General features: G+C 44.0%; 23 protein-coding genes. 10 read left to right on the forward strand and 13 right to left on the reverse strand.

Annotated elements, in window-relative coordinates; all coding sequences use genetic code 11:
* Positions 1-227: 227 nt before the first annotated feature.
* Together B9N89_RS29855 and B9N89_RS29860 are read right to left on the reverse strand one after the other, a co-directional pair.
* Positions 228-1445: a lanthionine synthetase C family protein gene (locus tag B9N89_RS29855; RefSeq protein WP_132326064.1), complete on the reverse strand. Its 1218-nt coding sequence runs from the start codon at positions 1443-1445 to the stop codon at positions 228-230.
* A gap of 39 nt (positions 1446-1484) precedes the next feature.
* The gene (locus B9N89_RS29860) at positions 1485-2702 is read right to left on the reverse strand and encodes a hypothetical protein (RefSeq protein WP_132326066.1); all 1218 of its coding nucleotides are present in this window, start codon (positions 2700-2702) and stop codon (positions 1485-1487) included.
* 601 nt (positions 2703-3303) lie between these two features.
* On the opposite strand from B9N89_RS29860, the gene B9N89_RS29865 reads away from it, so the two are divergent.
* A complete protein-coding gene (locus B9N89_RS29865; RefSeq protein WP_132326068.1) occupies positions 3304-4248 on the forward strand; it encodes a hypothetical protein in 945 nt (314 codons plus the stop codon).
* 152 nt (positions 4249-4400) lie between these two features.
* Here the strand turns inward: B9N89_RS29865 and B9N89_RS29870 are convergent, their stop codons facing one another.
* The 3 genes from B9N89_RS29870 to B9N89_RS29880 all read right to left on the reverse strand — a co-directional run bounded on the left by B9N89_RS29870 (position 4401) and on the right by B9N89_RS29880 (position 7844).
* A complete protein-coding gene (locus tag B9N89_RS29870; protein ID WP_132326070.1) occupies positions 4401-4892 on the reverse strand; it encodes a hypothetical protein in 492 nt (163 codons plus the stop codon).
* A 333-nt stretch (positions 4893-5225) separates the two neighbouring features.
* Complete coding sequence (locus B9N89_RS29875; RefSeq protein WP_132326072.1) at positions 5226-6389, reverse strand: hypothetical protein; 1164 nt, start codon at positions 6387-6389, stop codon at positions 5226-5228.
* 27 nt (positions 6390-6416) lie between these two features.
* Complete coding sequence (locus B9N89_RS29880; RefSeq protein ID WP_159455739.1) at positions 6417-7844, reverse strand: coiled-coil domain-containing protein; 1428 nt, start codon at positions 7842-7844, stop codon at positions 6417-6419.
* A 318-nt stretch (positions 7845-8162) separates the two neighbouring features.
* On the opposite strand from B9N89_RS29880, the gene B9N89_RS29885 reads away from it, so the two are divergent.
* Both B9N89_RS29885 and B9N89_RS29890 read left to right on the forward strand, forming a co-directional pair.
* Entirely contained in the window at positions 8163-8657 is a 495-nt protein-coding gene (locus tag B9N89_RS29885) for a GrpB family protein (RefSeq protein ID WP_132326075.1), read from the forward strand.
* A gap of 317 nt (positions 8658-8974) precedes the next feature.
* A complete protein-coding gene (locus B9N89_RS29890) occupies positions 8975-9430 on the forward strand; it encodes a hypothetical protein (RefSeq protein WP_132326076.1) in 456 nt (151 codons plus the stop codon).
* 19 nt (positions 9431-9449) lie between these two features.
* On the opposite strand, the gene B9N89_RS29895 is transcribed toward B9N89_RS29890, so the two are convergent.
* The gene (locus tag B9N89_RS29895) at positions 9450-10622 is read right to left on the reverse strand and encodes a Kelch repeat-containing protein (RefSeq protein ID WP_132326077.1); all 1173 of its coding nucleotides are present in this window, start codon (positions 10620-10622) and stop codon (positions 9450-9452) included.
* 360 nt (positions 10623-10982) lie between these two features.
* Here B9N89_RS29895 and B9N89_RS29900 point away from each other — a divergent pair, with 360 nt between their 5' ends.
* Entirely contained in the window at positions 10983-13088 is a 2106-nt protein-coding gene (locus B9N89_RS29900) for a TonB-dependent receptor (RefSeq protein ID WP_132326078.1), read from the forward strand.
* Between the two features lie 93 nt (positions 13089-13181).
* Here the strand turns inward: B9N89_RS29900 and B9N89_RS29905 are convergent, their stop codons facing one another.
* From B9N89_RS29905 to B9N89_RS29915, 3 genes are all read right to left on the reverse strand, one after another.
* Complete coding sequence (locus tag B9N89_RS29905; RefSeq protein ID WP_132326079.1) at positions 13182-14054, reverse strand: hypothetical protein; 873 nt, start codon at positions 14052-14054, stop codon at positions 13182-13184.
* Between the two features lie 140 nt (positions 14055-14194).
* Complete coding sequence (locus B9N89_RS29910; RefSeq protein WP_132326080.1) at positions 14195-14461, reverse strand: hypothetical protein; 267 nt, start codon at positions 14459-14461, stop codon at positions 14195-14197.
* Positions 14462-14463: 2 nt separating this feature from the next.
* The gene (locus B9N89_RS29915; RefSeq protein ID WP_132326081.1) at positions 14464-15195 is read right to left on the reverse strand and encodes a hypothetical protein; all 732 of its coding nucleotides are present in this window, start codon (positions 15193-15195) and stop codon (positions 14464-14466) included.
* Between the two features lie 351 nt (positions 15196-15546).
* Here B9N89_RS29915 and B9N89_RS29920 point away from each other — a divergent pair, with 351 nt between their 5' ends.
* The 3 genes from B9N89_RS29920 to B9N89_RS29930 all read left to right on the forward strand — a co-directional run bounded on the left by B9N89_RS29920 (position 15547) and on the right by B9N89_RS29930 (position 19464).
* The gene (locus tag B9N89_RS29920) at positions 15547-16962 is read left to right on the forward strand and encodes a cytochrome-c peroxidase (RefSeq protein ID WP_132326082.1); all 1416 of its coding nucleotides are present in this window, start codon (positions 15547-15549) and stop codon (positions 16960-16962) included.
* Between the two features lie 14 nt (positions 16963-16976).
* Positions 16977-19019 (forward strand): CRTAC1 family protein, encoded by a 2043-nt coding sequence (locus B9N89_RS29925; protein WP_132326083.1) that lies wholly within the window; start codon positions 16977-16979, stop codon positions 19017-19019.
* Between the two features lie 79 nt (positions 19020-19098).
* Positions 19099-19464: a bleomycin resistance protein gene (locus B9N89_RS29930; protein WP_132326085.1), complete on the forward strand. Its 366-nt coding sequence runs from the start codon at positions 19099-19101 to the stop codon at positions 19462-19464.
* Between the two features lie 133 nt (positions 19465-19597).
* On the opposite strand, the gene B9N89_RS29935 is transcribed toward B9N89_RS29930, so the two are convergent.
* Genes B9N89_RS29935 through B9N89_RS29945 form a run of 3 tightly spaced genes read right to left on the reverse strand, consistent with a single transcriptional unit; the run spans position 19598 to position 21764 of the window.
* Positions 19598-19975 (reverse strand): VOC family protein, encoded by a 378-nt coding sequence (locus B9N89_RS29935; protein WP_132326087.1) that lies wholly within the window; start codon positions 19973-19975, stop codon positions 19598-19600.
* A gap of 31 nt (positions 19976-20006) precedes the next feature.
* Positions 20007-20477, reverse strand: coding sequence for a GNAT family N-acetyltransferase (locus B9N89_RS29940; RefSeq protein WP_132326089.1), 471 nt, complete (start codon positions 20475-20477; stop codon positions 20007-20009).
* Between the two features lie 36 nt (positions 20478-20513).
* The gene (locus B9N89_RS29945; RefSeq protein WP_132326091.1) at positions 20514-21764 is read right to left on the reverse strand and encodes a tyrosine/phenylalanine carboxypeptidase domain-containing protein; all 1251 of its coding nucleotides are present in this window, start codon (positions 21762-21764) and stop codon (positions 20514-20516) included.
* Between the two features lie 127 nt (positions 21765-21891).
* Between B9N89_RS29945 and B9N89_RS29950 the strand changes: the two genes are divergently transcribed.
* The 3 genes from B9N89_RS29950 to B9N89_RS29960 all read left to right on the forward strand — a co-directional run bounded on the left by B9N89_RS29950 (position 21892) and on the right by B9N89_RS29960 (position 24197).
* Entirely contained in the window at positions 21892-22734 is an 843-nt protein-coding gene (locus B9N89_RS29950) for a mechanosensitive ion channel family protein (RefSeq protein ID WP_132326093.1), read from the forward strand.
* A gap of 79 nt (positions 22735-22813) precedes the next feature.
* A complete protein-coding gene (locus B9N89_RS29955) occupies positions 22814-23365 on the forward strand; it encodes a thioredoxin family protein (protein ID WP_132326095.1) in 552 nt (183 codons plus the stop codon).
* Between the two features lie 289 nt (positions 23366-23654).
* Positions 23655-24197: an RICIN domain-containing protein gene (locus tag B9N89_RS29960; protein WP_132326097.1), complete on the forward strand. Its 543-nt coding sequence runs from the start codon at positions 23655-23657 to the stop codon at positions 24195-24197.
* Between the two features lie 43 nt (positions 24198-24240).
* On the opposite strand, the gene B9N89_RS29965 is transcribed toward B9N89_RS29960, so the two are convergent.
* Positions 24241-24588 carry a hypothetical protein gene (locus tag B9N89_RS29965; RefSeq protein WP_132326099.1) on the reverse strand — a complete coding sequence of 116 codons (348 nt, stop codon included), beginning with the start codon at positions 24586-24588 and terminating at the stop codon, positions 24241-24243.
* Positions 24589-24758 lie beyond the last annotated feature (170 nt).

Consider the following 24758-nt stretch of genomic DNA (forward strand, 5'->3'; position numbering starts at 1 on the left):
GAAAACATTCAGCATTAGGCTATCTTAGCCCCATGCAATTTGAAATAAACTGCGCTGTTCAGTAAACATTTGTCCGCATTTTTTGGGGAATTCCATACATGAACATTGTGTCAAAGTAGCAAAGTAGAGACCCTAGAACAGGTCAAGCGAGACCTGTTCAAAATCCTCAATAAATTAGGAAGATTTTTCACAAAGAGCACTATTCAAGTGCTCTGGCTAATTCAAAACTAAATCCAGTCTAGGAAGGGAAAATCTGCATCTTCTTGCAAGCACGCATCCAAGTAGAGCGCCAAACCTAAGTCACCGTTCCAAGTAGAACTTCGCATGCTCCGTTGGCTCATAGCATGCATTGCAAACTGCCTAGCTCTAGAAAGCCAAACTGAATCATTTGTGCGGCGATACATTTTTAAGAATGCATAGCCATTCCCATCAGTCCCATGACAAAGCGCAGCTTTCTTCTTTAAAGGCCCTGCTTCCCAAACTAGATTACCGGCCTTCACAAGCAACTCATCTATATCTGGTCGTATGCCCACCGGCAGTGGATCTAGAGAAACAATAAAACCGGGGGAGCCATGGCACCATTGAACCAAATAGGGATCTTTTCCTGGCTTAGGTTTCTGTAGGTCGCTTACCCAATTGGCCTTATCACCATTGACGGTCGCTGTATTTAAAATTGTCTGCAATCCTTCTTGCAGCAAGAGATCTTGAGAAGGTTGATCGAGGGCATCAAATGCCTTAAAAAATGGGAATAGATTTCCAACAAAACCGTGACCAGCACCTGTCATGTAAAAGCTACTTTCATACAGCTTTTGGTTCCAAACTTTCATGGAAGCATACGATTCCAGTTCAGCCCAATAGAAATTGAAATGGTCTTGAATCAACATCTTCCATACTTCACCTTTGGTCAATGACCACATAAAACAAGCAGCGATAACAGTGCCACTCCCTGCCCATAGTGGTTCTAGGGTTGGATTTTTGAGGTTGCTTCGCAATTCTTCTTCCAACATCACCTGAGTTTGCTCGCGCGTTGCTGAACTATAAACGTATCGCGCGAGGAGCACTCCCACCGACCCCAAAAAGTACGACGGCGTCGCCTTCCCGAGCTGAGGATCGTCTGAACCGGCTGATAACACACCCTCGACAATAAAATCGGGATCTTCGTCAAAGCTTTTCCAAACGTTCTCTATGGCATCGGCAACACTCCAAGGGAGCTTAAAGTCATGCCGTTGACTCAGTCTCGCTAGGGATAAGATACTGCCCGAGGCACCAAAGTAGAGCGTTTTGTTTAAAGGAATTCGCGGATTTTCATCTTCCTGAGATTCCCAAAGATAGGAACTTTTTCGATTCTCGATGGCGAAACTGCAGATATCATGAATACACTGCCTGATTTTTTCTGGATTAAATTCACTTGCATTGAGTGCTTCATGCCGGTCTGGATTAAACATAAAAATTCCTCATAGAAGGTCGTACTTGTAAACTTTAAGTTAGGGTTTGGAGATATAAATTGGTAGCTCCCACCGATATATCAACGAGCCTTTCTTTACTTCCTTCATGATGCTATGAGTCAAGTCGCGCTTCCCCAGATCGATTTCAAATGGTAGATTAAAGACAATTTCATCCTGATTTTCGAAAATATTTGTTTTCCAAAGAATGAGATCTCGGCGGCCTGTTTCCGCTATGGTAAGCGAGTGATTATGCCAAGTATTAAGACTACCTGTAAGAATTAGCTGGTTTCCCTCCTGAGTCAACTCTGAGTTATCCAGCTGCCTAGCTTCTTCTGGAATTTCTGCCTGCAGACGGGAACCACCTTTTAATTCACCAAAGACGGTGAGTAGTGGAAAGACTCGTACGCCGCTAGGTGGTCTTGTCTGCCACTCTGCTTTCACAATAGACTGCGACGAATCAGGGAGAATCGCTAATGAAACTTGATCTTCAAAAAGATTATAATCCGTCATCAGTCTTCGATTATGATCTGATTCCGTCCAGGCTGCTGCAATACCAGATGGATTGCTTATCTTCAGATCTACATACTCAGGAGTAAGCCCTTCCATATCCAAATCGAAATCCCTGATATAGACGTTATTCCTATATTCAAAGCTATCCATGTCGAGGTAGTGAATGTCAGTAATCTTACCAGATTCACCCCGCTCTGTAAGTAGGAGGTGCCCACTCTCACTTGTGGCATTCACTGACAATTGTTCACGATCACAGCTTGCTATTGAGGGTTGATCTAACGGAATGTCACCATCTCCTGAAAGCATACAAGTTTTAGAGCTATCACCATTCTTAAGATTGACCCGATAATGTGCGAATCTTTCTTTCAGACCCACTGGACAGAAAGGAACACTATAGATACTATCAGTAAATTTTTCATAGCTTACTGTCTTGGAGTCTCCACAATCCATAGCTACTGCAAAACTGTCATTACTGGGTAGTGAGACATCGCATCTGTAGAAATTGTGTTGCCGAGACTTCAAATTCTCACAGTCTTCAAATGCAATCGACTGCCAAGTTTCCAAGTCATCACTGTAGTAATAGCTAGCATCAGGAAACCGGTAGAGATCAAGAGTCAATGATTCGGGAGGTACTGAAGGTGGAGCGACGATATTGACACCGGGTGTATCCATTGACCTTTCATTTTTCTCATTACATGAGAACGTCATAACAGCCAATGGTAGTATCACGATAGTTTGGAGCTTCATAAGTTCACTCTTCAAAGTTGCGTTTACCCAACGGTAGACAATTATCGAGTGAATTTATTGCACTTACCCTATGTTTCTATATCCACTTTGACGCCTTTGCTGTTTAAGTTCCTTTTCAAGCTGCATTGAAAGGTTGTGGGATGGAAAGTACTCCAAGTTCCAAAGAATGAGATCCTGAGATCAATCAATCAATCAATCAATCAATCAATCAATCAATCAATCATTTGAATAGGCTTACCATCCAGAAGCGGCCACTAAATTGCACCACCGACTAGGGTTGGCCAGTGATAGCTTCCATTCCGTCTAAATGTTTCTGCTAGTTTGCTAAACTCCATTCTACTCTCAAGCCTTAGAACGTTTTCAGCCTAAACCGTTGGCATTGCTCCCTAAATCAATCGTCATTTTAGTTGAAATCGAATTGAATCAAGACAAATGAAATCAATATGATAGTGGATATTAAGCCAGAACCCTCCAATCAGAAATTCTCTCTTTCCAAATAGCCCATAGTTTTCTCGTAAGCCCAATGGCAACTTTCTGTGTGTTTCAGCAGGTCTTTACCGGACTAACTGATATCAGATCATTCAATTTTCAGGAGAACTAAATGAGAACTCGCATTGGTAATGCCCTTGTAGGAGCAGTCATCGGCCTTGGAATGGCAGCCACATCTTATGCAAATTGCAATAGTAAACAGGTTGTCGATGAGGTTTTAGATGTCGCAGCAATTATTGGAACAGTAAGTACTGCCGTTAATGTATCGCAAGCTGTTATTAGGCCATTAGCAGATATGTGGGGCAACAAAGCTTGTCAGGAACAGCTTGGAATCTCGGCCGAGGAGGCCAGAGTCATAGCACAAGAAGTTGTGGTAAGCCAGGAGCGCAGAAACATTCAAGAAACGATCAACCGAGCGCGCTCAATTATGCAAGACTATAATCAACAGTGCGCAATTGGCCGGGATAGCGCCTGTTTAAACTTTGTAGTGGAACATGCTCTCTCCGATGCAGGAGACCTCGCATCTGCTGAAGACAATGCGATTGCCCATGGTTTTCTTCTAGCTGACACAATGGAGGCCCTCGTTGCCAACAGACTTTCCCTATTAACACTATGGGCAAAAGCCAAAATCGAACAAAACGAGCAGACACAAGTTCTTTCTGAAGAAGATCTCAAAGGTCAAATCAAATCTGTATTTCAGAATCGCCTAGGCCTAAGCTATAGCAGAATGGTGCAGATGGTTCAAAATTACCAGCAAAATATAGGGTGGGTCCTAGATCGGGAAACACCAATATACTCTAACCCTACAAGAAAAATAACCGGTGAGAAAAAGAGAAATCGCTACTGTTGGAATTTTGGATCAAAGAGCGGCTGCTCTGCAGTGAGGGATAGTCGTAACAAAGCTAGAAGGCAGGCTTACAGCAGGCGCCTCGATGCTCTTGAATTTGACCTCGAGCTACGTGATCGATACTTTGGTGCAACCTACAGAAGCCTTCTAACTACTATATCTCACGCAACAGATGGATTTGATTCTTACTACGATCATATTCGCAACTAAGGCAACCACCGTACCAAGAAATCTCAGTAGTAGTTCGTATTTCTCCTGCTACTGAGAGCCCCATAAAAATACACACATTCAATCCCTCCAATGTGAGCATTCGAATCATTGCGTTTTTAGCCCTTTTGCAATCGACCATACTTAGATTATCTTCAGTCAAAATCTATCTCAACCCCCAAGCCATAGGCCCGGTTCAAACTACTATTGTATTGATGTTTAATATTTGGATAGACGACAAACCTATTATAGCCATAATTTAGATACCACCCTCCGACACCTAGCAATAAAATATCCTGCTTGGTCTTTTCATGTTGAGTCGCAAATGATGAGATTACTAGAGTGGTAGCTAAGGCGTCAGCAATCATATTTCTTTGCTTTAACATTTTTACTTCAGAGTAGGCTTTCGGCGAAACGTATTTGATGATAGGCTTGAATCTACGCGTATCAATTCCCTCGCCAATCGAGTTATAGACTGTAATTTCAGTGTAGCTAGCAATGCCATACCGGTCCCATATAAGGTCCTTTTCCTTTGAGCTGTATTGGGTGCTCTTTCTTGGAATCTTTTCTATCTTTGTTGGTGTGATACAGGCAGTTGACATATGTAAAATAATACCAAGAGTAAGAAATGCAGCAAGATTCGTCACCGTAGTAAACTCCTTATCGTGTGTGAACAATCTCTAGATGCAATTGATGGACCTTGATCTTTCTTTTTTATGCTAGGGTGTTGCTCAGAGATTACTGTCAAACCTTGGCATTGTCGCATACTGTAGCTTGACACTAGACTCTACTAAAGTACTAAAGCCTCGACCATTTCTGCGGAAATCATATGACCTAAGATCAAATTGAGAGGGGAAAGGTATGAAAAGGAGGTGGGCCAAATAGCCGAGAATGTTGACTTTAAGTAAAGCATCCTCAGCCGAAATTTGTTTTGGGTATCTCGAACGAGACAGAAAAAGGTGGGAAGCCCCACCTTCATCTTACTTGATTGACTGGCTATAGATGTGCTGAAGAGCAGCAAAGTAGCCTCTGAATTCTGGAGTCGTTTCTCGCCATAGGAAGTCTGGCCTATCTTCACTAATCCAACGACCACCAATGATCTTGCCATCGCTGTTGATCTCTAGAATATACTCATAACGTCCTACATTCTCTGCAGTTCGCACAATCGACCAACGGGGGCTAACTTCGACGGTATAGACCATCTTCGTCTTAATGTGAACTTCCTTTACTGTACCTGGTGCAGCACCTTCCGTAACTTTATCTGACTCGCCAACAACTACAGAACTATAAGAGTTTACTGCTTGGTTCCACACTTCAGCATCTCTTGTAATATCTACAAGAAAGCTTTCTTTCTTCTTACCGATTTCGTTGGTAAGAACGATATGGAAGGCTCCGGCATTAGTATCTTCACAGCTAGAAGACTCTCGCTTAGCATCGAATTCTTCCTTGGTGATCTCGCCAGCATCCAACTTTTCTTTTAGTTCCTTGAAGCTATCATAGCAACGATCTGCCATGAAATAGGTTTTCGTTGAGCGATTACCTTTGTACTGCTGGTAGTAGGTAAGCAAGGCTTTGATGTCCGACGATCCGAAAGAAACATCAAGGCCGTTTGCTCCTTTGAGTGTAACAGAACGAGGCTCCTTGAAATTCATCGATGCTGGAGCCCAGCCGTGGCATAGTCCTTCCCAGGTAGGGATCTTATAGTCAGGATCAAACTCATCTGATCCAGCTATTGTTTTCAGGACGTTTGTTCGCTTGCGTTCTGACTTGACAGTTGGGAAGTCGTAGTAGCCGACAAACAGATCGTACTTTTCAGCAGGAGAAAGTCTTGCGATCTCGACCTTAGTTAGATCTCTGGCATTCTCCTCATCAATTGTTTCGTAGCCAATCTGTTCAGCGAAACGATCATTCCATCGATAGCTAAGTCCACCTTTGTAAGTTGGCCAGTAATCGTCTGACCAAGGCAAGTTATCAACTTTACCACTGAGTTCGAGATCTTCGAATTTTGAATCGTAGTCTCCAGAAATAAGTTCTGGATTGTTCCTAGAGTTCCATTCTGCATCTAGCTGAGAGTCTGTTGTCGATTGTGGTTCTCCACATGATGCTAGAAGAATTGCTATTGCTGTTGCGTTTATATATTTCATTGTAGTTTCCTATTAGTATTTATTAGTCTAGTCAACTGTTTCAAAAACAATTTTGTACTTGCCGGATTCCTGAACCTCTTTATGACAACCCGTCTTCAAACCTTCTACGCTGCCAAGCAAGACAACTTCACATGCAGTTTTGACAAGCTCATTGTTCTCGGAAAATGGATTGCCCAGAAATTTCTCGCAGCTTTCAGCGAAAACATTGGGTGTTGACGAACCCATATTGTATTCTAATGAAATTCCCCTTGGCATCATGAGACCGATTGTTTCCAGTGCGTCGATAGCAGCCGAATAGGGATACATAAGTTGCAAGTTTGATGCAAACACACTTCCGGATTCATCGTCACAACTTGAGTCAATTCTCTTAGAGATCAACTGCGCACCTTGTGTACTATTTGTAGGATAGCCCTTAACAACGACTCCCTTTTCTTTCTGAACACTAAGCCCTTCGGAGTCTCTGCACACTGAAACCTTTTGATAGCCAAGGGAATATGGAGACAGATTGAAGCCACTCACCCCTACTCCATCGTAACGTAGCGCTTGATCATCGAAGGCTAGAATTAGAGAGCAAGATTGCCCCTCATCGAGACTAAAATTCTTTGTTAGAATAGAGTCCTGAACAACAAAGAACTTTTCCTTTCCTAGAGCATCTAATGCTAGTTTAACTGTGAAGTCTTTGTATTTCTCAATTTCTTTTTTCTGATTATTGATTGTTTTTAGGAGTTCATCACGACCATTGCTAGCGCTATTAAGTTGGCTTTCAACTGCAGCCAAATTGGTTTTTAAGTCCGAAATTTCAGCCTTTTTTTGATCTAGCTCTTCGCTTAGTAGCCTAGATTTTTCCTTCTCAGAGTTCAACTTTTCTTCGAGTTGAGCAATCCTATCCTCTAGCTCTTGAATCGCTTGAGCCCGTTCGCTATTTGCTAAGTCTTGTCTCGCTTGTTCTAGTTCTTGCTTGGCTTCTTCCAGTTCAATCTGCACCGCGCTTGCATCACTTTCAGCCTTTTCCAGGTCCAGTTTTAACTTTTCGATAGCTGCTTCTTTTGTAATGACTGCAGCATTTAGGGATTCCACCTCGGTATTGAGTTGTTCAACCTTAGCATTTAGGTCTGATACCTCTTTCTCTAGCGTCTTATTTGTTGTCTCTAGCTCTTGAATCTGAGTTTCAAGATTAGTTCTTGAAGTACCTGACTCGGTCAATTGCTGTTCCAATTCAGCAATTTTTCTCGCATTTTCCTCAAGAGTCGATTTCTTGTCTTCGAGACTACTCTGCAGCTCATCGATTTCAGACTTTTTATCTTCAAGCTGCTGCTGAAGGTCTTTAAGCTCTTCTGTTGGTGCTGGCGCTGGCTCTGGCGCGGGCGCTGATACTGGTTGACTTCCCCCGGACTTTCCTCCGGTGCAGGCCTGAGCAGTTAAAAGCACGAGACCAAAAATGATTTTTGTTTCCATTACAAGATACTCCAAAATAAATAACATTTGAGCAGTTAGGAGTCGCAATAACGCGCCTTATTGCAATACCTTTTTGATATACCGTGATTTTACTTAACCCTGATTAATCATTAAGTTTATTTGCCTAGGTGCAAAAATTGCTTACGATCTTTCATCTCAAGGACGGAATATTGACCTTTGAGCCATGGGTTCTTCTGATTAATCGAGTATGAATCGGAACGAATATAGGATAGTCACTGATCCAGAGGATGCATGGACCTGCAATGTACAAGGTGTCTCTTGCCAATAGAGAGTCCCCCTAACCACCGGAAACATATTATGGTATTTATGAATTATGATGAGTATTCTGCAAAAAACCACCTCCTGTTTAGCAAGCTCAAAGTAGAAATAGAGCTAGTGCTGCCTTCTGCGAAGGTCGAGCATATCGGTTCATCGTCGATCCTTGGAGCGATTTCAAAAGGTGATTTAGACATCTTTGTAGGTGTGGACCCAGGTAGCTTTAATAGGTCACTTGCAGCTATTCAAGAACTTGATTTTAGAATTAAAGAAGACACCTTAAGAACGTCTGACCTCTGTATGCTAGAACATAACACTCTAAGTGATGTGGCTATTCAACTAGTAAGCCTAGGCTCAGAATTCGACTTCTTTGTCTCGTTTAGAGATGCTTTAAGACAGCATCCCAAGCTCCTTCATGAATACAACTCACTAAAATTAGACCACAGCGGAAGCGACGTTTCCACTTATCGCAGGGCCAAATCGAGTTTTATTGCCAAGGTCCTGCAGGCACATAGTAAAGATAAGGAACAAATCTGATCACTGAGATTAGCCTATCAATGCCTTTCCCTTTGACACTGGTGTGTTTTTAACCCATTGAGAACCTTGAATTCTCAAGGATGACTTCTGAGAGATGACTACAAAATTCATATAAACATCCTTTTTTGAGCCAAAGTGGTGCAATAAGTTTCTACCAAATGTCTCTCCCTACCTACGGTTGTTAGAAAAGTTATTGAAAAGAGACAAATCCCCCTGCTCTATCTTACAAATGCCGAATCCGAAGTTCTTTGCGTTTTAACCAAGATCGCAACCCCAATATCGGGATCATTGAGTATATAATTTAAGGAAGTCAAATCATGAAAATTTCATTACCAACATTTCTTACAGTCAGTATCTTGTTAGCTGGTGCTTGTGGCCAGAAAGGAAGCAAGACAGTGTACGTTCCAACTGAGGTTGAAAAAGAAGTGACTGTTTGCGGTGAAGGCGCGAATCTAGTTGAGGGTGTATGCATCGTAAAGCCTGTCACTGTAGTTTCATGCAACAACGAAGATGGTGTTAAGCTTGTTGAAAATAAGTGTGTTGCTGAAGTATCTGAAGAAAAGCCTACAATTTCCTGTGATGCAGATAGTACCGAGTTAGTCGGTGGGGTTTGTGTTTCACTTGTAGAAGAAGTTTCTTGTGACACCGAAAGCACTGAGCTAGTCGATGGTGTTTGCGTTGCTAAAAGTGAGCCTGTTGTTTGCGGCGAAGGTACTGAATTAAACGAGGATAGCGAGTGTGTGATTGCAAACCCTACTCCTAAAGTTAAGTAGTTCCACAGATCCCTGGCAGTTATTCTGCGAGGGACTGCAATTCAAGCTCTGACGTGTCGAAATCTAGAACATAGGGTACTCGAAAGTGCTTTAGAGCAGATGGTTCTCCACCGATCCCCCCGAATAGAAACAAAGCGTTTCCATGTTTCAGCATGCAATGATGCATCCTTCCTTCAGGAACTCCTTTTTGAGGAAATCTCTTCCATCTGAGGAGTCTTAGATCGAGAATCCAGCCATCATTTGAAAACTCATGAGTCTCAAAACGTCCACCCCATAAGAGCACTGATGTTTCGTCAACTAGAGTCAATGACGGATTTTTTATTACGGAGTAGCGTTTATCAGGAATCGATGGAACCGATCGCCATGAGTTGGTCAACCCATCATATATTGCTCCCGAGTTAGAGTCCCTCTCGGGATTTGCTCCTCCCCATATCAAAACCTTTTGATTACCAAAGGAAACTGATCTAGCATTTGATCGTGGCGATAGTGGTGAGGGCGCTACTTTCTCCCAAGTACTATTGTCGGGAAAAACGATAAAGCCATCGTTAGACCTTTTATTGTTCTGAAAACCACCCCAAACAAACACATTTCGACCCATAGGTTCTGCAACATGCGAAACCAACTTACCACCAGCCTTTGGGGTTGGTAACACCTTTACCTTCTTTCTTATCAAATCGTAGACGCCCCAATTTAATCTTTCTTTCTTGTGATTTTCTCCTCCAATAATGACCACCAAATGGCCCTCTGTATAGACCATCGAATGGCGAACTCTCGGATCCAACTCAGGATATGAAGCTTCTATCCAGGCTAGATTCTCCGGGTCCAGCAAGTAAGTATTTCTCGACATGTATTTTCGGTTCGTAATTCCACCAGCCGCAACTATTCCTGCTTGTCCTCCTCCCAGTCTTTGCTGAGATAGTCTTTCGGTCATTGGTCTTATGACTATCCACTCCTCGCTTTTTAAATCGAACAGAAACGCCTTGTTATTATAAGGGTCATGATCAATATCATCTCGGACCCCACCGAAAACCAATATTTTGTTCTGGTAGCTAAAACACTGATGAAGCGCGAGTCCCCCTATCAAATCACTGCTAGTAGAGCCTTTCCAACTCAATGGATCATTTCCAATATTCTTAGGTGTGGTCACACAGCCAAGTGTTTTGAGTATCAGGAACATATATAGGAACTTCATGTAGTAACCTTCAATCGAAGTGGAGCCAATTTCTATATCTCGCGAAAGAAATAGGGCTTCAAGCCATCAATGATTATCAAAACCTATGAAAATATTTCTGCCAATAGATAATTCTTGACTTAACCGAAAACGAATATCATAGGAGACCATCAGGATTAATTGATATCAAATTTACTTTTTCGCTCCATGAGAAGACAGAGTTTGAATCACAAGCTAGACAAAGACTAGAGCAGTTTTTTTTGCCAGGAATAGGAATTTTATCTATACGCTGGAAATCGTGACAAGCATAAATCACTTGCCAAAGCTAGGGTCAGTACGGTGTAATATCCACCAATGCCAAATATGGATGAAGGATAAACGATGAGAAAGTTAAACCTCACGCTAGGTACTCTATTATTGACCCAGGTGTCTCTTGCTCAGGAAATGACGCTTTCGGATATCTTGAATCTAGAAGTCACGACAGCATCAAAAACAGCAGTCCCAAGCTCTGAAGCCCCTGCGACAATGTCGGTGATCACAAGAAATGATATCGAACTCTACGAGCGTCGCACCATCAACGAAGCCTTGTACAGCTTACCAGGCATGGTTCCCAGCCAAGACTATGATCGTCGCTCTATCTCGACTCGTGGTATTTTTGAAGGTTGGAACAACAATCACTATTTAATCCTTATAGATGGAATCCCCCATAATGATAATATCTATGGTAGCGCATATACCTGGGATAACACCCCTCTCATCTTCCTAAATCAAATGGAAGTCATTCGTGGAACAGGATCAGCGCTCTATGGAAGCTATGCCATGAATGGAGTCATCGGAATCAAATCCATAGAAGCTAAGGACTTTGCAAATAAGACAACCACCAAGTTTCGACTAGGAAATCGCAACACGACAACGTTTGATATGATTTCAGCGATTGATGGTGATGGTGTTGATACGGTAGTGTCGTTCTCTCAGTCCGAAACTGATGGAGTGGACTTCGAATCCTATGATGGATTTGCGAATCAAAAGCGCAAGGTTCAAGATGCCCGTAGTTCAAGCTATTTCTTCTCTAAATTCACTGCTGACAACGGTTTGGAATTTCAAGTCCATCGGCAGGATTGGAGCTTTCAAACCGGGCATGGCTGGTTCTTCATCATTCCCGAGCAGGAAGAAGCCATGAAAGAGAGTCGTTCAATTGCATCATTAAAGTACAACACATCATCTGATGGCATCGACTATGAGTTTGTCGGAAGGTTCCAACGTCATGAAGTAGATTGGAATATGAACTACTGGCCAGCGGCATCAACTGGGCTAGATCCTGATTCTTTCTATGCATCGGGAATGTGGGAGTACCTAAATTCTCATGCCGACGACCTTTTCCTAAGAGCCCAGTTCACTGGTGATCTAGGCAATGGGTCGTCCTGGCTTTTAGGCCTCGAAGAGACCGTGTTTCTCTATAGTGGCGACCAGGAGCACTATTCAAACCTGGATGACATCAACGACCCGAACACCGGCAATACTCCCAGCGGTGAAACCAAGGATTTAGGCGCTTGGTTGGAATACATCGAGGATCAACCTCTCTACAATTCCGCGATTTTTGCCCAGTATGTATCAGAAAAACTCGCCGATATGATAACCGTGACAGCTGGCGTACGATTCGATCAATTGTCGTTTAAATATCGCGATCTCGCAGTTTCAAGAGACACCATGAAGAATAAATCCTTTGAAAAGGTGTCTCCGCGACTAGCTATCGTGATGACTCCGAGCGAGAATGCTGTCGTAAAACTGATGGCTGGCTCGGCATTCAGGACACCAAGTCCTTCAGAATTAGCGGGCTATAACACCTGGACCCTTGCTTCGAATATTGAACAACTATCTTCTGAAACTGTTGATTCAGCTGAACTTAGTTTCGAATACCAGTTTAAAAAGTCAAAGTTCATTTTGAACCTTCATCAGACTGATTTCAAAGACCAGATTGCCTATGCCTCGCCCGATGCAGCCCAACCAAACCTTTCCACAAATATCTGGTCGGCGAAAACACAAGGTGTTGAACTAGCATACCACCTCTATGGAATGAATCATGGCATGTTTTTTACGGCTAGCCATAATATTAGAGTGGACGAGACAACTGATGACCCAGGTACGACAGCAGCACCTGACGACATTACTTGGGTACCGGCTAGTTCTGCTACCTTAGGGGGTCACTACTCATTTGCGAAGGTATCCCTCGCCTCTCAAGTTAACTACCTTGGAGAAACAAAACGGAAACCCTCTGATGTGCCAAACGACCTAAGATCAGAGTCCGTTGATGCCAGTACAACAATTGACTTTAAAGCAAGCTATAACATCACAAAAAGTGGAAAATTGGTGCTTTCTGGAAAGAACATTTTGGATGAAGAAGTATTTCTTGCAAAAGGTGGCAACAACCCATTCGACTATCAACAAGAAAAAATGAGGTACCTAGCAGGTTTAGACTTTACGTTCTAAACTTGATTGTAGTTTAGATAAGAAGACCAATTTTCAATATAGAGACGAAACTAGGTCTTCTTTCTCCTCTTTCCAAAGTCAACGTTTTTTAATCTATCCTAACTCTTTGATAGACTCTAGAATTGACTGGCACCATGGCTGATTATCTGGCCCGATCAACTCAAACATCTCCTCCATCCGAGTCACCGCTTCAGCATAAGCGCTAAGCTGCTGCGCCGTGTTTTCGACTTTTGCTAATGCTTCGTAAGCGAAGAATAGCTCTAGAGGATCAGTGCCATTATTTTCACAAATTGAAATGCCGTTTCTTGCAGCTTGTCGTGCCAGATCTAGATTTTGAGCCTTGAGATAACTCGCAGAAAGTCGGTATTCTGCACGCTCAACTTCAAGCCAAGACCCGATCATTTCCCAGTATTTTCGTGCTGTGAGAGCGGCGTCGATCATGAGAGCAGTAGCAGTTGGGTCAGGAATTGAGGTCTCGCTCTCGACATCAAGGGCTATATTGTTTGACGAAACTGCAAGGTCTCGAAGACCTTCAGATTCAGCGTTTCCGTCATCAACATATTTTTTCGCAAGTTCAAGGTGTTTCTTCGCTTCGTCCCAGTTTCCCTGATGAGCAAAAGATGCTGAAGCCAAAGCATAAGACGACACTTTATAAGCTGTTGACTTTTGAGATTGCTCTTCTGCAGGTCTCATGTTCAAGCTAGCTGCCTCGGAGAACTTAGCCGATAGCTCTGCAACCCTCAGATCTGGATGCTCCTCGGAATGAGACTGAAGGCTCTCAAGAACAGCTTCAAACTGTGAAAGGTCTTTAAGGTGGGAGATAGTCACATGATATGAGATTTTTAGGAGTGCTATCAGGTCTTGTTCCGATTTGATGAGCGATACGCCGTGAATTAATCTCTCAGCAACCCCATGAGGGTCCTGTCCATGGCGAGCCCAGGAATCGCCGATATACTTTTTAAACATGGCAACTCACGATCAAAAGGTTGATACTTCCATCAGTATTCGCTCCCATAGAGCTTGAGGGGACTGCGGCAAGCAACAAAAGAGAGGCCAAAGCCTCTCTTTAACGTAGATGATTTATTTAGAAATTTTTATAAGCCTCGTTACTTCTTTTCAAGAATCAGTGTTTTTTCATCAAGAGTGACAATTTCACGGTCTAAGGTCTTGACCTGATAGACATCAGAAACTTGACCCAGTCGGTCTTTTAGGAGTAAGTCGACAGACTCTTGGTCAGATACAGACAAGCGAAGTTTCGTGCGGAGATAGTCGTCTTCCGAAATTTCTATTTGACGCGCCCAACCTCCACCTGTAACATGCCCAGCGAACGCTGTACTTCCGATAAAAATAAAGCACATTAGAAACTTTTTCATACCTAGTCCTCTTTCCGATCGTCATAGTTCAACAGGATTGATATGTTAGCCAACCTGTCCTTTGGACCTACTGAGTTTTCTCTAATTACTTTCAGCTCTTTAACTAAGCGGCTTAAAGCTTTATGTGTCTTATCATATTCGTCCTGACTTTGGTATTCAAGCTGATTGAAAAATGCAGCCCCTTTGCCAATGTTCGTCGCGTCGAACCATTTTGCGCTCGCTTCAATCCGCTTGATTGCCTCACGGGGCGATGCACCAGTTGTACGTCTATCTCTAGAGAATATACGGCCTCCCCGCTCCATGAGAAAGCCCTCTTCCAGTAGGTATTCAAGCCGACCGAGACCCAAAACCTCTCCGTAACGCCTGGCAATGGTTTCTCTTGTGGTACCATTCTCGTGGGACCCTAAGCCCATGATAAAAAAATCCACGTGGTCAAATTCAGGGTTCGTTGGAGCAACGACTCTATCACTCTCAATAGTAGCATTGTAGGACGCCGACCATTCTGGTTTGTAGGGAGCGATGAGTGCGACGATCTCACTAGGCGTCATGAAGTTAGAAAGTAGCGGAACTACTGTGTTTTCTATCGAAGGGTCCGTCACTTCCCGCTGCATTAAACGCCTGATTGTAGAATAGCTCACACCAGGAGTCTTCCTCACCAGTGTCGCCATGTTTCGATTTCTGCCAGAATCAAAATAGCTTTGAAGTTTTCGAATTACATCATCGATTAACATCATATATCCGAAATTTAATGTTCACTCTGAGCACCCTTATTGATCGCGAGTTAAGCATTACGAGCGCTTCAATTCAAGAGGAAACTAAGCTATATCGGCTAACATCCCTTTGAACGCCAAATTAACACATCTAGTGACCCTATTCTCGTGGGCAACGAATCTTTACTTTCGACCACTAAGTCCGTCAAAACGTTAATTGAGTTCCGAACATTCTCCTCAAGAACTAATCTTTTAGACCGCTAAGCCGATACCCTCAGTGAACTGAACCACCAGTCATCAGGATTCTTTCGGCTTGAAACAAAGTAACGCCTGAGGACTTTGAGCTCACTGGCATTTCAGGATTGACGAGGCAGCGTGACTATTTACCAATATTTTCTTAGATCTATCGTAATAGCAGGGAGCTTCTCGGCTCCAGTCTTATCGTTAGCTGAAGCTTCCCAGTCAAATCTTGACCTTACACTAAAAAAACTAATCGACTTTCACCAGCTAAAAGGCGAGCCCCAACTGGCCATTCCGAAGGTCGATATCAAATCCCCTATGGCGCAACTGGGGAAAAGGCTGTTCTTCTCGCCCACACTTTCTGGCAACAACGATATCGCCTGCGTTACATGCCACCATCCCGTTCTAGGCGGTAGCGACAAGCTTCCTCTACCCGTAGGTATCGATGCCATAGATCCTGATAAGATTGGCCCTGGGCGCGAGCAGTCACCGAAGTCACCTGAGTTCGATGGCGGCCCAAATGTACCCCGCAATTCACTTTCAACGTTCAATACCGTTTTTTATAGTCGATGTATGTTTTGGGATTGCCGGGTAGAAGCGCTTGGTGCGGCTCCTGGGAAGAACGGACTTGATCACACCACCATGCGGACTCCAGACACATCTATGGGCATGTCGCGTATTCGAGCAAAAAACCTCTTGGAGGCACAGGCCGCGTTTCCTGTTACCTCAAACGAAGAGATGCGGGGATTCTTTCTGGATGGCGAAGATAACGGCCTACTGAGGAGAACCTTAGCAAAACGGTTCGCCGATAATCCCAAGCAATGGCTTGAGGACTTCCGAAAAGCATTTGAAAAGCCGAAGGCAGGAAAAGAGATCATTACCTTTGAAAACATCGTAACTGCTATTGCCGCCTATGAGGCGAGTCAGGTTTTTGTCGATAATCCTTGGAAAGACTATGTGAACGGCGACTTGTCTGCTCTGTCAGAAGACGCAAAGAAGGGCGCACTCCTATTCTTTCAATCCCCTTCGCAGGGAGGTTATGGATGCGCCGCGTGTCATTCAGGAGACTTTTTCACAGATGAATCATTTCATGTGACAGCCATGCCTCAAATCGGTCGTGGAAAGGATGATGGCGAACATGAAGATAATGACTTCGGTCGATTTATTCTAAGCGGTGATCCCGTTCATAAATTCGCATTCCGTACACCAACACTGCTCAATGTTGAAGTTACGACGCCCTATGGCCATGCAGGTGCCTATAAGTCCTTGCGATCAACCATCAGACACATGATCAATCCACAGCAAGCTCTATTGAAATACGATTATAGCCTCAAGCAGCTCGATATGAAGATTCAGAACTCTAACGCCAAGAAGAATACTAAAGAAGCCCTCAAGCAACTGAACCACCTACAAGCTAACGGCAAAAGTAAACTAAAGTCACAGCCTATCAACGAGAAGCATGTGGATCAGTTACTCGAATTTCTCCTAACACTTACCGATCCTTGTACGAAGCAGGCAAGCTGCCTGATCGATTGGTTTTTAATTAAATGAGATTATAGCTGCCTATGAACACAACAAAGAACCTACTCATACTTGTTGCAACTGGTGTCGTTGTCATACTATCAATCTCAACGAATCACTTTTTTTCAAAGTCACCTCCTACTGAGCAGAAGGAAATAGCCTTTATGGAGGTAAGCTCCGGCCAAGACGCCACTATTCTCAAGGCCAAATTCTTTCCCAAATTAGATCATGATACAACTGGATTTCAAAGGCTAGAGGGACATGACATTGGCTTGGATAAAGGCTATATGTACGAACTGCGAGACTACACGGACCCATTTTGGTTCGGTCGCGGAACTGCCAGTGGCGACTACGATAAAGATGGCTGGCAAGACCTAATATTGGGTTCTAACTCAGGATTTCACCTCTACAAAAATATGGGTGGGCACTTTGAACGCCAACCCATCGATCAATCAGCTATTAAAGACTTCCTTGTCTTTGCAGTGGCCTTTGTTGACTTAAACAATGATGGTTGGCTGGATATATTCTTTAGTACATTCAATCAAGGTAACCACATTATCCTAAATCAAAATGGAACCTTCGATACCAGAAAGCTAACTCCAGTGCCGAACCGCAATGGGGTGATCACTTTAAGCCCTGGCTTCTCTGATCTCGATAAAAATGGCTATCTCGACATAGTCAACGGTAATATCGCACTTGGAGTTGTCACGGGATTCTATGTAGTAGATTCTCGCCGTCACAATTCAATTGTCTTTAATCAAGACTTAAAATTTAGGGAAGCTCCCATTGAATCAAACTCTGGCGAGACTATGGCAACTCTTATCTCTGACATCAATAACGATGGTATCCTAGATATCTACTTTGGAAACGACTTTATGGAGGGGGACAAAATCCTTCTTGGCACCGGTTCTGGTTTTAAAGAGGTCAAGGGCAGCAAGTTCATTCCCTACACTCCGTTTTTCTCTATGGGCGCAGACACAGGTGATATCAATAACGATCTGAATCTAGACTTTTTGGTAACGGGCACCATGTATATGGCACCTTTTGTGGGCCAAAGCCCCATTGACGGCAGGAGTGTAGAAGAATATAGCAAATTCAAGGGTACATCGGAAACATGCGATGCCATCGCAAATCCAGAATTTAGATCCCATTGCAAAAAGATCAGAGATACAGACTATATTAGAGGGCTCGATAGAACTCAAATCATGACTCAGAAGAACAAAAATGAACGGCCGACAAGTTGCAAGGGTTTCGAAGGAATAGAAAAAGACATATGCCTTACGAAAAGGATGTGGACACTGATCACAACTGAAGAGAATCCTAAAAGCTGCCAAGGAAACTATGGAGAAGATGAACGGTTGGAGACTATTTGTGAGATCCTAAAAATTCGCGTGCGTAAGCTTGAGCGCAAGGATATGTACGGCAGCATTCCTCAAGATGATAGAAACATGCTTTATAGCTTCGACCCAGATACTAAGACTCTAAAAGCAGTTCCAGGTTTTGAACACCCAGGTGGGTGGACCTGGAATAGCCGCATTGTCGATCTCGATAACGACGGCTGGCAAGATATAATGACATCTGATGGCACCATAAGAACTGATGACTTCGGTTGGAATGTCCTGATGAAAAACATCGATGGTCAAAGGTTTGAGCAACAACAATTCACCCAAGGAGTCGTGTCAGACTTCGGACTTTACTCCTTTGTAACCGTCGATATGGATAACGACGGCGACTTGGACTTGATCGGCAATTCCGCCGAGGGCCCCATTCAAGTTTACAAAAATAATTCTTCTGGTAATAACAACAGCATTACCATAAGCTTGTCCGACCCTGTGGGGAATCGCTTTGGTATCGGTGCCAAGATTATTGTCCGATCAAAAGCTAGCAACATGGCTCAGATCCGTGAAATCAAAGCAAGCGGAGGTTATATGAGTTTCGAGCCAGCCCTTGCACATTTTGGCCTTGGAAGTGTTCAAGCTATCGATTCCATTGAAGTGCAGTGGCCTGACAAAAATCATAAGGTATATGACGGTCCCTTTGAGGCGAATCATCACTATCGTATCGTTCGAGCGCCCCCCCAGGACTAGATTATCCAACTTGTTCCATCTTAAGGCACTACCGCACAGGATCTATCGACAACGGCGTGATTCCTATCGAAGGAGTATTATGAAAATCTCAAATGCGATCCCGCAGCTTCCTAGCTTTGACCTGATGTTAACGAAAAACTTCTACGAGTCCCTTGGGTTCTCTTGCGCGGCCTTGCTAACAGAGCACGGCATCGCTATTCTGGAACGAGACGACATTGTTCTCCACTTTTGGAAGACAGACTCGGAAGAGCAAGCTCAAGAGTATGGTAAAGTGTCCAGCTGCTACTTGATTGTTGAAGGCATTGATCAACTCTACCAAGAGTTCCAACATAATAGGGTTACCTTTCGATATGGATTGCAAACCATGCCTTGGGGCATGAGGGAAATGCAAGTTGATGACCCTTATGGGAATGCGATTAAGTTTGGGGAGAAACTAAATGACTAGAGCTGCTGAGCGACACCGAGCTAGTGTCGCCCACAAGGCAGCCTTCGGTTGGATGCAACCGAGATTCCAGGGAACAAAAAGATAATCATCTGTTATTATTAAGTTTTCCAGCGCAACCTCCCCCAATTCAAGATCAAACATGCTGATCGACAAGTATGACATTTCCATCGGGATCTCGAAGTGTGAAGCTTCCTGGCCCACTCCCTTCACCTGAAGGGTCTGATTGCTGCTGAAGCTCGTAGCCCCTAGCCTTTAGTTCATCCTGAAGCTGGCGAACATCTGTATAGCCAGACACCTCTTTGGCATTTTGATCCCAACCAGGGTTGAAGGTCATAATATTGTTGTCAAACATTCCCTGAAACAGCCCAATGAGATGAGAGCCATTTTTCATGATAAGCCAATTTTGCTCAACATCACCCCCAAAAACCTCAAACCCTAGGCCTTCATAGAACGATTTTGATTTTTGGATATTTTTTACCGCCAGGCTGATTGAGAATGCACCGAGATCCATGATCCCTCCTTTGAGTAGTTTATACTGCCGATTAAGAAAGCCACATCTTCATTCCCTCGTGAGTCCCTTTGAAGCCAAGCTTTTCATAGAAGCGGATGGCGTCTGGCCGCTGCTTGTCGCTCGTTAATTGTATCATGTGACAAGATCGTTCACGGGCTCGATCGATCACCCAATCGAAAAATTGGCTACCAAGATGCTGCCCTCTGTAATCTCGATGGATGCGAACCCCCTCAACCAAACATCGCCAGCTCCCTCGATAGGTGAGATAGGGGATAAAACTTAACTGCATCATCCCGATCACGCGATCTTCGAGTGACGCTACGATCAATTCCTGATTGGGATCTTTATCGATCTCCTGGAATATTTTGCGATAGCTGTCCACCAAGGGAAGACTGGCATCCTCTCTTTCTTGACCCAAAGGATCATCCGCTAGCATTCCTACAAGAGCTGGTAGGTCCTCAACCTTAGCCTTTCGAAAATCTATCACCCGTGGCTTCACCATGTACTCCCCCTCACCACATGACATGGAAATGACCTCTCAACGAGAGATCGAATCAAAGTAGGTTTCTAGTTCGTCAGTATTGATTGCAGTATTCAAAACCGAAAAGGCAAGTTTGCCCGCCAAGCTTTCGATGGACTGATACCACTCGGGAAGCAGCTTCGGCTGATCAAGCCTGCCATCTAAAAGAGCTTCCTCTAAGGTGAAGCAATCTTCGATAGTGACTCGGCCGCAGAAAAGGGTATGAATGATCGACTGTCGGTTCTTATGAAAAGCCCAGAGAAAGAGGGCAAAAACCTTGAATAAACCATCCAAATAAACAGAATCCTTTGTGAACACACTCCCTCCTTCTGGTATCCCTCCCCTAAAGAGCCGAACGGTGGATCGATAACTTTCTTGAGGTGTTTGTCCGTTTTCTAAATAAAACTCAAAGACATCGATAAAATCAGCTCCATCGAGGGCTAGTTCGGTGGCTAAGACACGCAGTGCCAACCTATCCAGGCGCTGAATATCGATGGCACCTGTGATCACTTCACTAAATGTTGCCAAGCCCTCTTGGGTCTTCGTTGTTCTAGGTGATCCCCGCCCCAAAACTTTCAAAACAGATTGGTGCTGGCCATTTATTGCTGTGAGAGAATGGGTCATCACTTCGTGAACAAGGAGCTGAGGACCATCATACCGATTAAAACAGGTCTGATCCCGTAGCTTTACCTGTGATGGGCTAGCCGCAGCCTTTGCCACAAGGTCTGGCACCACCAGAATCTTTGGAGCAAGGTTCCCCATGGATGCTACGCCTCGTTCTAGCTCCTCTGCTACAACCCGAGCTGGCAAGCACTCTTCAGGCTCTTCCACGAAAGGGTGCTTAAAGCTATCCGCCACCCTTCGAAACCTTTCAGCGGCATCAAGATTTGTAACCTGAGTGCCAGGAATCTTGTCTCCAGGCCTACCGTAGACTTCAATAGACAGGTCTCCAAACCGCGCTGTGCCTCGCTGCTCAATGAGGCTAATGGCGTCAATATAGCTACCAATAGTTTCCTCGGTCACCTGGGAGAGAGGGTCGTCGCTTGGTAGGCGACTTAGTAGCTTCTCAAGGTGATCTCGAATATCTGTCATATCTTGAGACATTGCCTGGTACTCAGGTTTCGGTATCTTGGGGTTGCCGGTCCGCCAGTTCTCTAAAAAATCTATTTCGAGCTGTTTCGGCCATGTTAAACTAGCTAGCAAGTCGACTTTCTGAATTAAGGAGACCGCTTGCTCGTTAATTTCTTGTAATTCTTCTCTTTTTATCATAATGGACTCACGTAAAATCAAGGGCTCTAGGAACTTAATGTCTCAATGCGACAAAGTTATCCTTTCTAGCCAAAAAAGTTGGCGCCACTTCGCAACGAAGTATAGCAACTAAACAAGGAGGGCAAACTTGTTTTTCGATAAACTTGAAGATCATTTCTATATGAATCTCCTAACCTCGTTCCTACTAATCGCACTCATTATTTTTGTACGATCAGTGGCTGTTAAATATATCCGCAAACTCAGCAAAACTTCCATGGAAACTAGGCGGAAGTGGATTGCCCAAACGAGAAACTACTCAATTTTTGTTGCACTCATTGGCTTGTTTCTGGTTTGGTCTACGGAACTCAAGACCGTAGCTGTCACGCTACTCGCTTTAGCGGTGGCATTTGTGATCGCTACTAAAGAGCTATTGCTTTGCTTCCTGGGTTGGGTACTTATGGTCTCATCCAAAGAATTTGATGTAGGCGACCGAATCGAGGTAGGAACCTTCCGAGGTGATGTTGTTAACTATAACATTTTTACAACAACCTTGTACGAAGTCGGCCCTGGAAAGGAGCATCATCAATTCACCGGTCGCATGGTGGTCATGCCGAACAGCATCTTGCTTAGCACTCCCATTACAAACGAAAGTGTCACGGGTCGGTTTGTACTCCACGTTTTTAGAGTTCCCCTCAAACGATCTGACGATTGGCAATTAGCAGCAGATAGGATCATTGCAATTGCCAACGAGCAGTGCGCAGAGTTTATAGAAGAGGCTCGAAAACAATTTGTTCGCGTCGCCGAAAAACAAGTCATTCAAGCTCCGAGTGTCGAGCCAAGACTTCACTATTCCTTTAATGCAGCAGATCAGGTCGATCTCGTCATTCGGATTCCCACGCCATCTAAACAGAAGGGCAAGATAGAGCAAGCAATTTTGCAAAAATTCATGACAGACCCCGAAACTCTTGCCATTCTGAAAGGCAAGGAGTGAATGACACTTATTATCAATCCACGTCAGGCATTTCTATGATATCCTGGCCCTAATTTTTAATGATTTTTGGAGAATACCTATGGCTTTGACAGAGTCCCTAGACCTTGAGCCTGGAACTATGCCGCCAGCCTTTGCTCTTCCAGACACCGATGGCTCCTTGGTCACTCTCGATCAGTTTAAAGATAATCCGATTCTTGTAGTTAGCTTCATTTGCAATCATTGTCCTTTTGTAAAGCATATTGCAGATCCCTTGGCAGCGCTTGCTCGGGACTATCAGAAGAAAGGAATTGCATTTGTCGCCATCAGCTCCAATGACGTCGCTAACTATCCGGAAGACAGCCCAGAAAAAATGGCTGAAGAGAAGACGCTCCGCGGCTACACTTTTCCTTACCTCTACGATGAAAGCCAGGCCGTTGCCAAGGCCTATCGTGCTGTTTGTACCCCGGATATTTTTGTGTTTGTTAGAAATCAAGGGTTAGCGTATCACGGTCAGTTCGACAATTCACGCCCCAGTCAGGGCAAGGCTACGGGAGAAGACTTGAGTCGGGCCTTAGATAGCCTTCTTGAAAACCCCAGTACGACTTTATCAATGAAACCAAGTGTTGGTTGTAATATCAAATGGAAGGACTAACATAAATAGTTCCGAATACCCCTCCCTCTAAAAAAATGTTCTCGATAAGAGGAATTATGAGCCACAAAGGGAACCTTTTTAGAACCCTTTCGGGGAAAGATTTTCGATAGGAGTTCGCTCTAATCCGCTGCGAACTTAATAATTTTACTAATTAATCTTCGACTTACTAGGTTCACTAGAAGAGAATCTTTGTCAAATAGTTGCCAAGTAAGCTCTTGGCGTCGGAGTCATTATCGGTTTATCTTCGCAACAGGACTTCGATAAACTTTTTTGATGAAAAGGACTCAGTATGAAACTTCTATCATGGCTTGCTTTAGGCTTCGCAGCTCTTAGCTTATCTCCTGCACAGGCTCAAATCGATACTGAAGAGCGTTACCTACTCAAGACTCTATTCCGTGGTGACGGTGAGTGTTTAGAGGGAAATCGATTTGCAAGTAGCTCTACCTTAGGTGGTGCTGCATTCATGTCCGAATGCAGGCCATTCTCTGGTCAAATTTTTCGCTTTGAAGAATCTGGGTTGGATGGGTACTACCTTCTGAAAACTGAGTTTCTTGGCGATGACTTCTGTCTAGAAGGCAATGAGTTTGCTCCCAGCTCGACACTCAAAGGTGCTGCATTTATGGCTCCGTGCGATCGACCTGCCACGGGTCAACTGTGGCGCATTGAAAGCCACTCCAGTGGCTACAAGCTTCTAAAAACTCTTTTTCAAGGAAATGACAAATGTCTTGAGGGGAACCGCTTTGCTAGCTCGTCTACCTTAGGTGGAGCGGCATTCATGGCATCTTGTCAACGCCCCGCTACAGGGCAATTGTGGAGATTCGAAGTCTACTAATTTAGCTTCATTGGGCCCTTTGGGCCCAATATGTTTATGGCGCTTAGTAACAGGCCCAAACAGCCTCACGGCGGGTTTCCGCACCGCAAAACTTCAAAACGATGCTACTATCGCCCTTAAACACCTTCTTCACAATAATGATTTTGTCATTATATCGCCACAAGTTGCCGTCGAACATATCTAAACCAATATCGGCATTCTTAAAGTAGTCTAAGGTCTTTTTCGATGAATTCTCATCTGGTTTCACAACTTCATGGTAGCCAGCAAAGCTCTCCCGTCTATTTTGAAAGTTTAGGATATTGGCAATTTTAAGAGATAGTTTGCCATCATTGTACTCATAACGAGGCCTGACGGTGATCTGAGAAGCTTCAGAGTCTGTTGTGCCGGACATCAAGATCTCCTTGGTCGAAATCCCGCTTGAAGGTAGATGAACTACATCCCCCTAATCCTCACACGCCATAACGAGCGTGCTCCGGTATAGGCGGAGTTTCGTGCTTCAACATCCAGGTAACCCCAGACTCCACACCTAAGGTCAGTTCCTGACCCGTGACCTTTTCACCC

Source organism: Pseudobacteriovorax antillogorgiicola, from assembly GCF_900177345.1.
Classification (GTDB): domain Bacteria; phylum Bdellovibrionota_B; class Oligoflexia; order Oligoflexales; family Oligoflexaceae; genus Pseudobacteriovorax; species Pseudobacteriovorax antillogorgiicola.

Excerpts from the sequence above, each read along its gene's own strand:
- B9N89_RS29960 (WP_132326097.1), top strand. The coding sequence starts at position 23,655 with ATGAAACTTCTATCATGGCTTGCTTTAGGCTTCGCAGCTCTTAGCTTA.
- B9N89_RS29910 (WP_132326080.1), bottom strand. The coding sequence starts at position 14,461 with ATGAAAAAGTTTCTAATGTGCTTTATTTTTATCGGAAGTACAGCGTTC.
- B9N89_RS29955 (WP_132326095.1), top strand. The coding sequence starts at position 22,814 with ATGGCTTTGACAGAGTCCCTAGACCTTGAGCCTGGAACTATGCCGCCA.
- B9N89_RS29945 (WP_132326091.1), bottom strand. The coding sequence starts at position 21,764 with ATGATAAAAAGAGAAGAATTACAAGAAATTAACGAGCAAGCGGTCTCC.
- B9N89_RS29880 (WP_159455739.1), bottom strand. The coding sequence starts at position 7,844 with ATGGAAACAAAAATCATTTTTGGTCTCGTGCTTTTAACTGCTCAGGCC.
- B9N89_RS29855 (WP_132326064.1), bottom strand. The coding sequence starts at position 1,445 with ATGTTTAATCCAGACCGGCATGAAGCACTCAATGCAAGTGAATTTAAT.
- B9N89_RS29890 (WP_132326076.1), top strand. The coding sequence starts at position 8,975 with ATGAAAATTTCATTACCAACATTTCTTACAGTCAGTATCTTGTTAGCT.
- B9N89_RS29875 (WP_132326072.1), bottom strand. The coding sequence starts at position 6,389 with ATGAAATATATAAACGCAACAGCAATAGCAATTCTTCTAGCATCATGT.
- B9N89_RS29895 (WP_132326077.1), bottom strand. The coding sequence starts at position 10,622 with ATGAAGTTCCTATATATGTTCCTGATACTCAAAACACTTGGCTGTGTG.
- B9N89_RS29940 (WP_132326089.1), bottom strand. The coding sequence starts at position 20,477 with ATGGTGAAGCCACGGGTGATAGATTTTCGAAAGGCTAAGGTTGAGGAC.
- B9N89_RS29900 (WP_132326078.1), top strand. The coding sequence starts at position 10,983 with ATGAGAAAGTTAAACCTCACGCTAGGTACTCTATTATTGACCCAGGTG.
- B9N89_RS29865 (WP_132326068.1), top strand. The coding sequence starts at position 3,304 with ATGAGAACTCGCATTGGTAATGCCCTTGTAGGAGCAGTCATCGGCCTT.
- B9N89_RS29905 (WP_132326079.1), bottom strand. The coding sequence starts at position 14,054 with ATGTTTAAAAAGTATATCGGCGATTCCTGGGCTCGCCATGGACAGGAC.
- B9N89_RS29860 (WP_132326066.1), bottom strand. The coding sequence starts at position 2,702 with ATGAAGCTCCAAACTATCGTGATACTACCATTGGCTGTTATGACGTTC.
- B9N89_RS29930 (WP_132326085.1), top strand. The coding sequence starts at position 19,099 with ATGAAAATCTCAAATGCGATCCCGCAGCTTCCTAGCTTTGACCTGATG.
- B9N89_RS29935 (WP_132326087.1), bottom strand. The coding sequence starts at position 19,975 with ATGGATCTCGGTGCATTCTCAATCAGCCTGGCGGTAAAAAATATCCAA.
- B9N89_RS29925 (WP_132326083.1), top strand. The coding sequence starts at position 16,977 with ATGAACACAACAAAGAACCTACTCATACTTGTTGCAACTGGTGTCGTT.
- B9N89_RS29965 (WP_132326099.1), bottom strand. The coding sequence starts at position 24,588 with ATGTCCGGCACAACAGACTCTGAAGCTTCTCAGATCACCGTCAGGCCT.
- B9N89_RS29885 (WP_132326075.1), top strand. The coding sequence starts at position 8,163 with ATGGTATTTATGAATTATGATGAGTATTCTGCAAAAAACCACCTCCTG.
- B9N89_RS29915 (WP_132326081.1), bottom strand. The coding sequence starts at position 15,195 with ATGATGTTAATCGATGATGTAATTCGAAAACTTCAAAGCTATTTTGAT.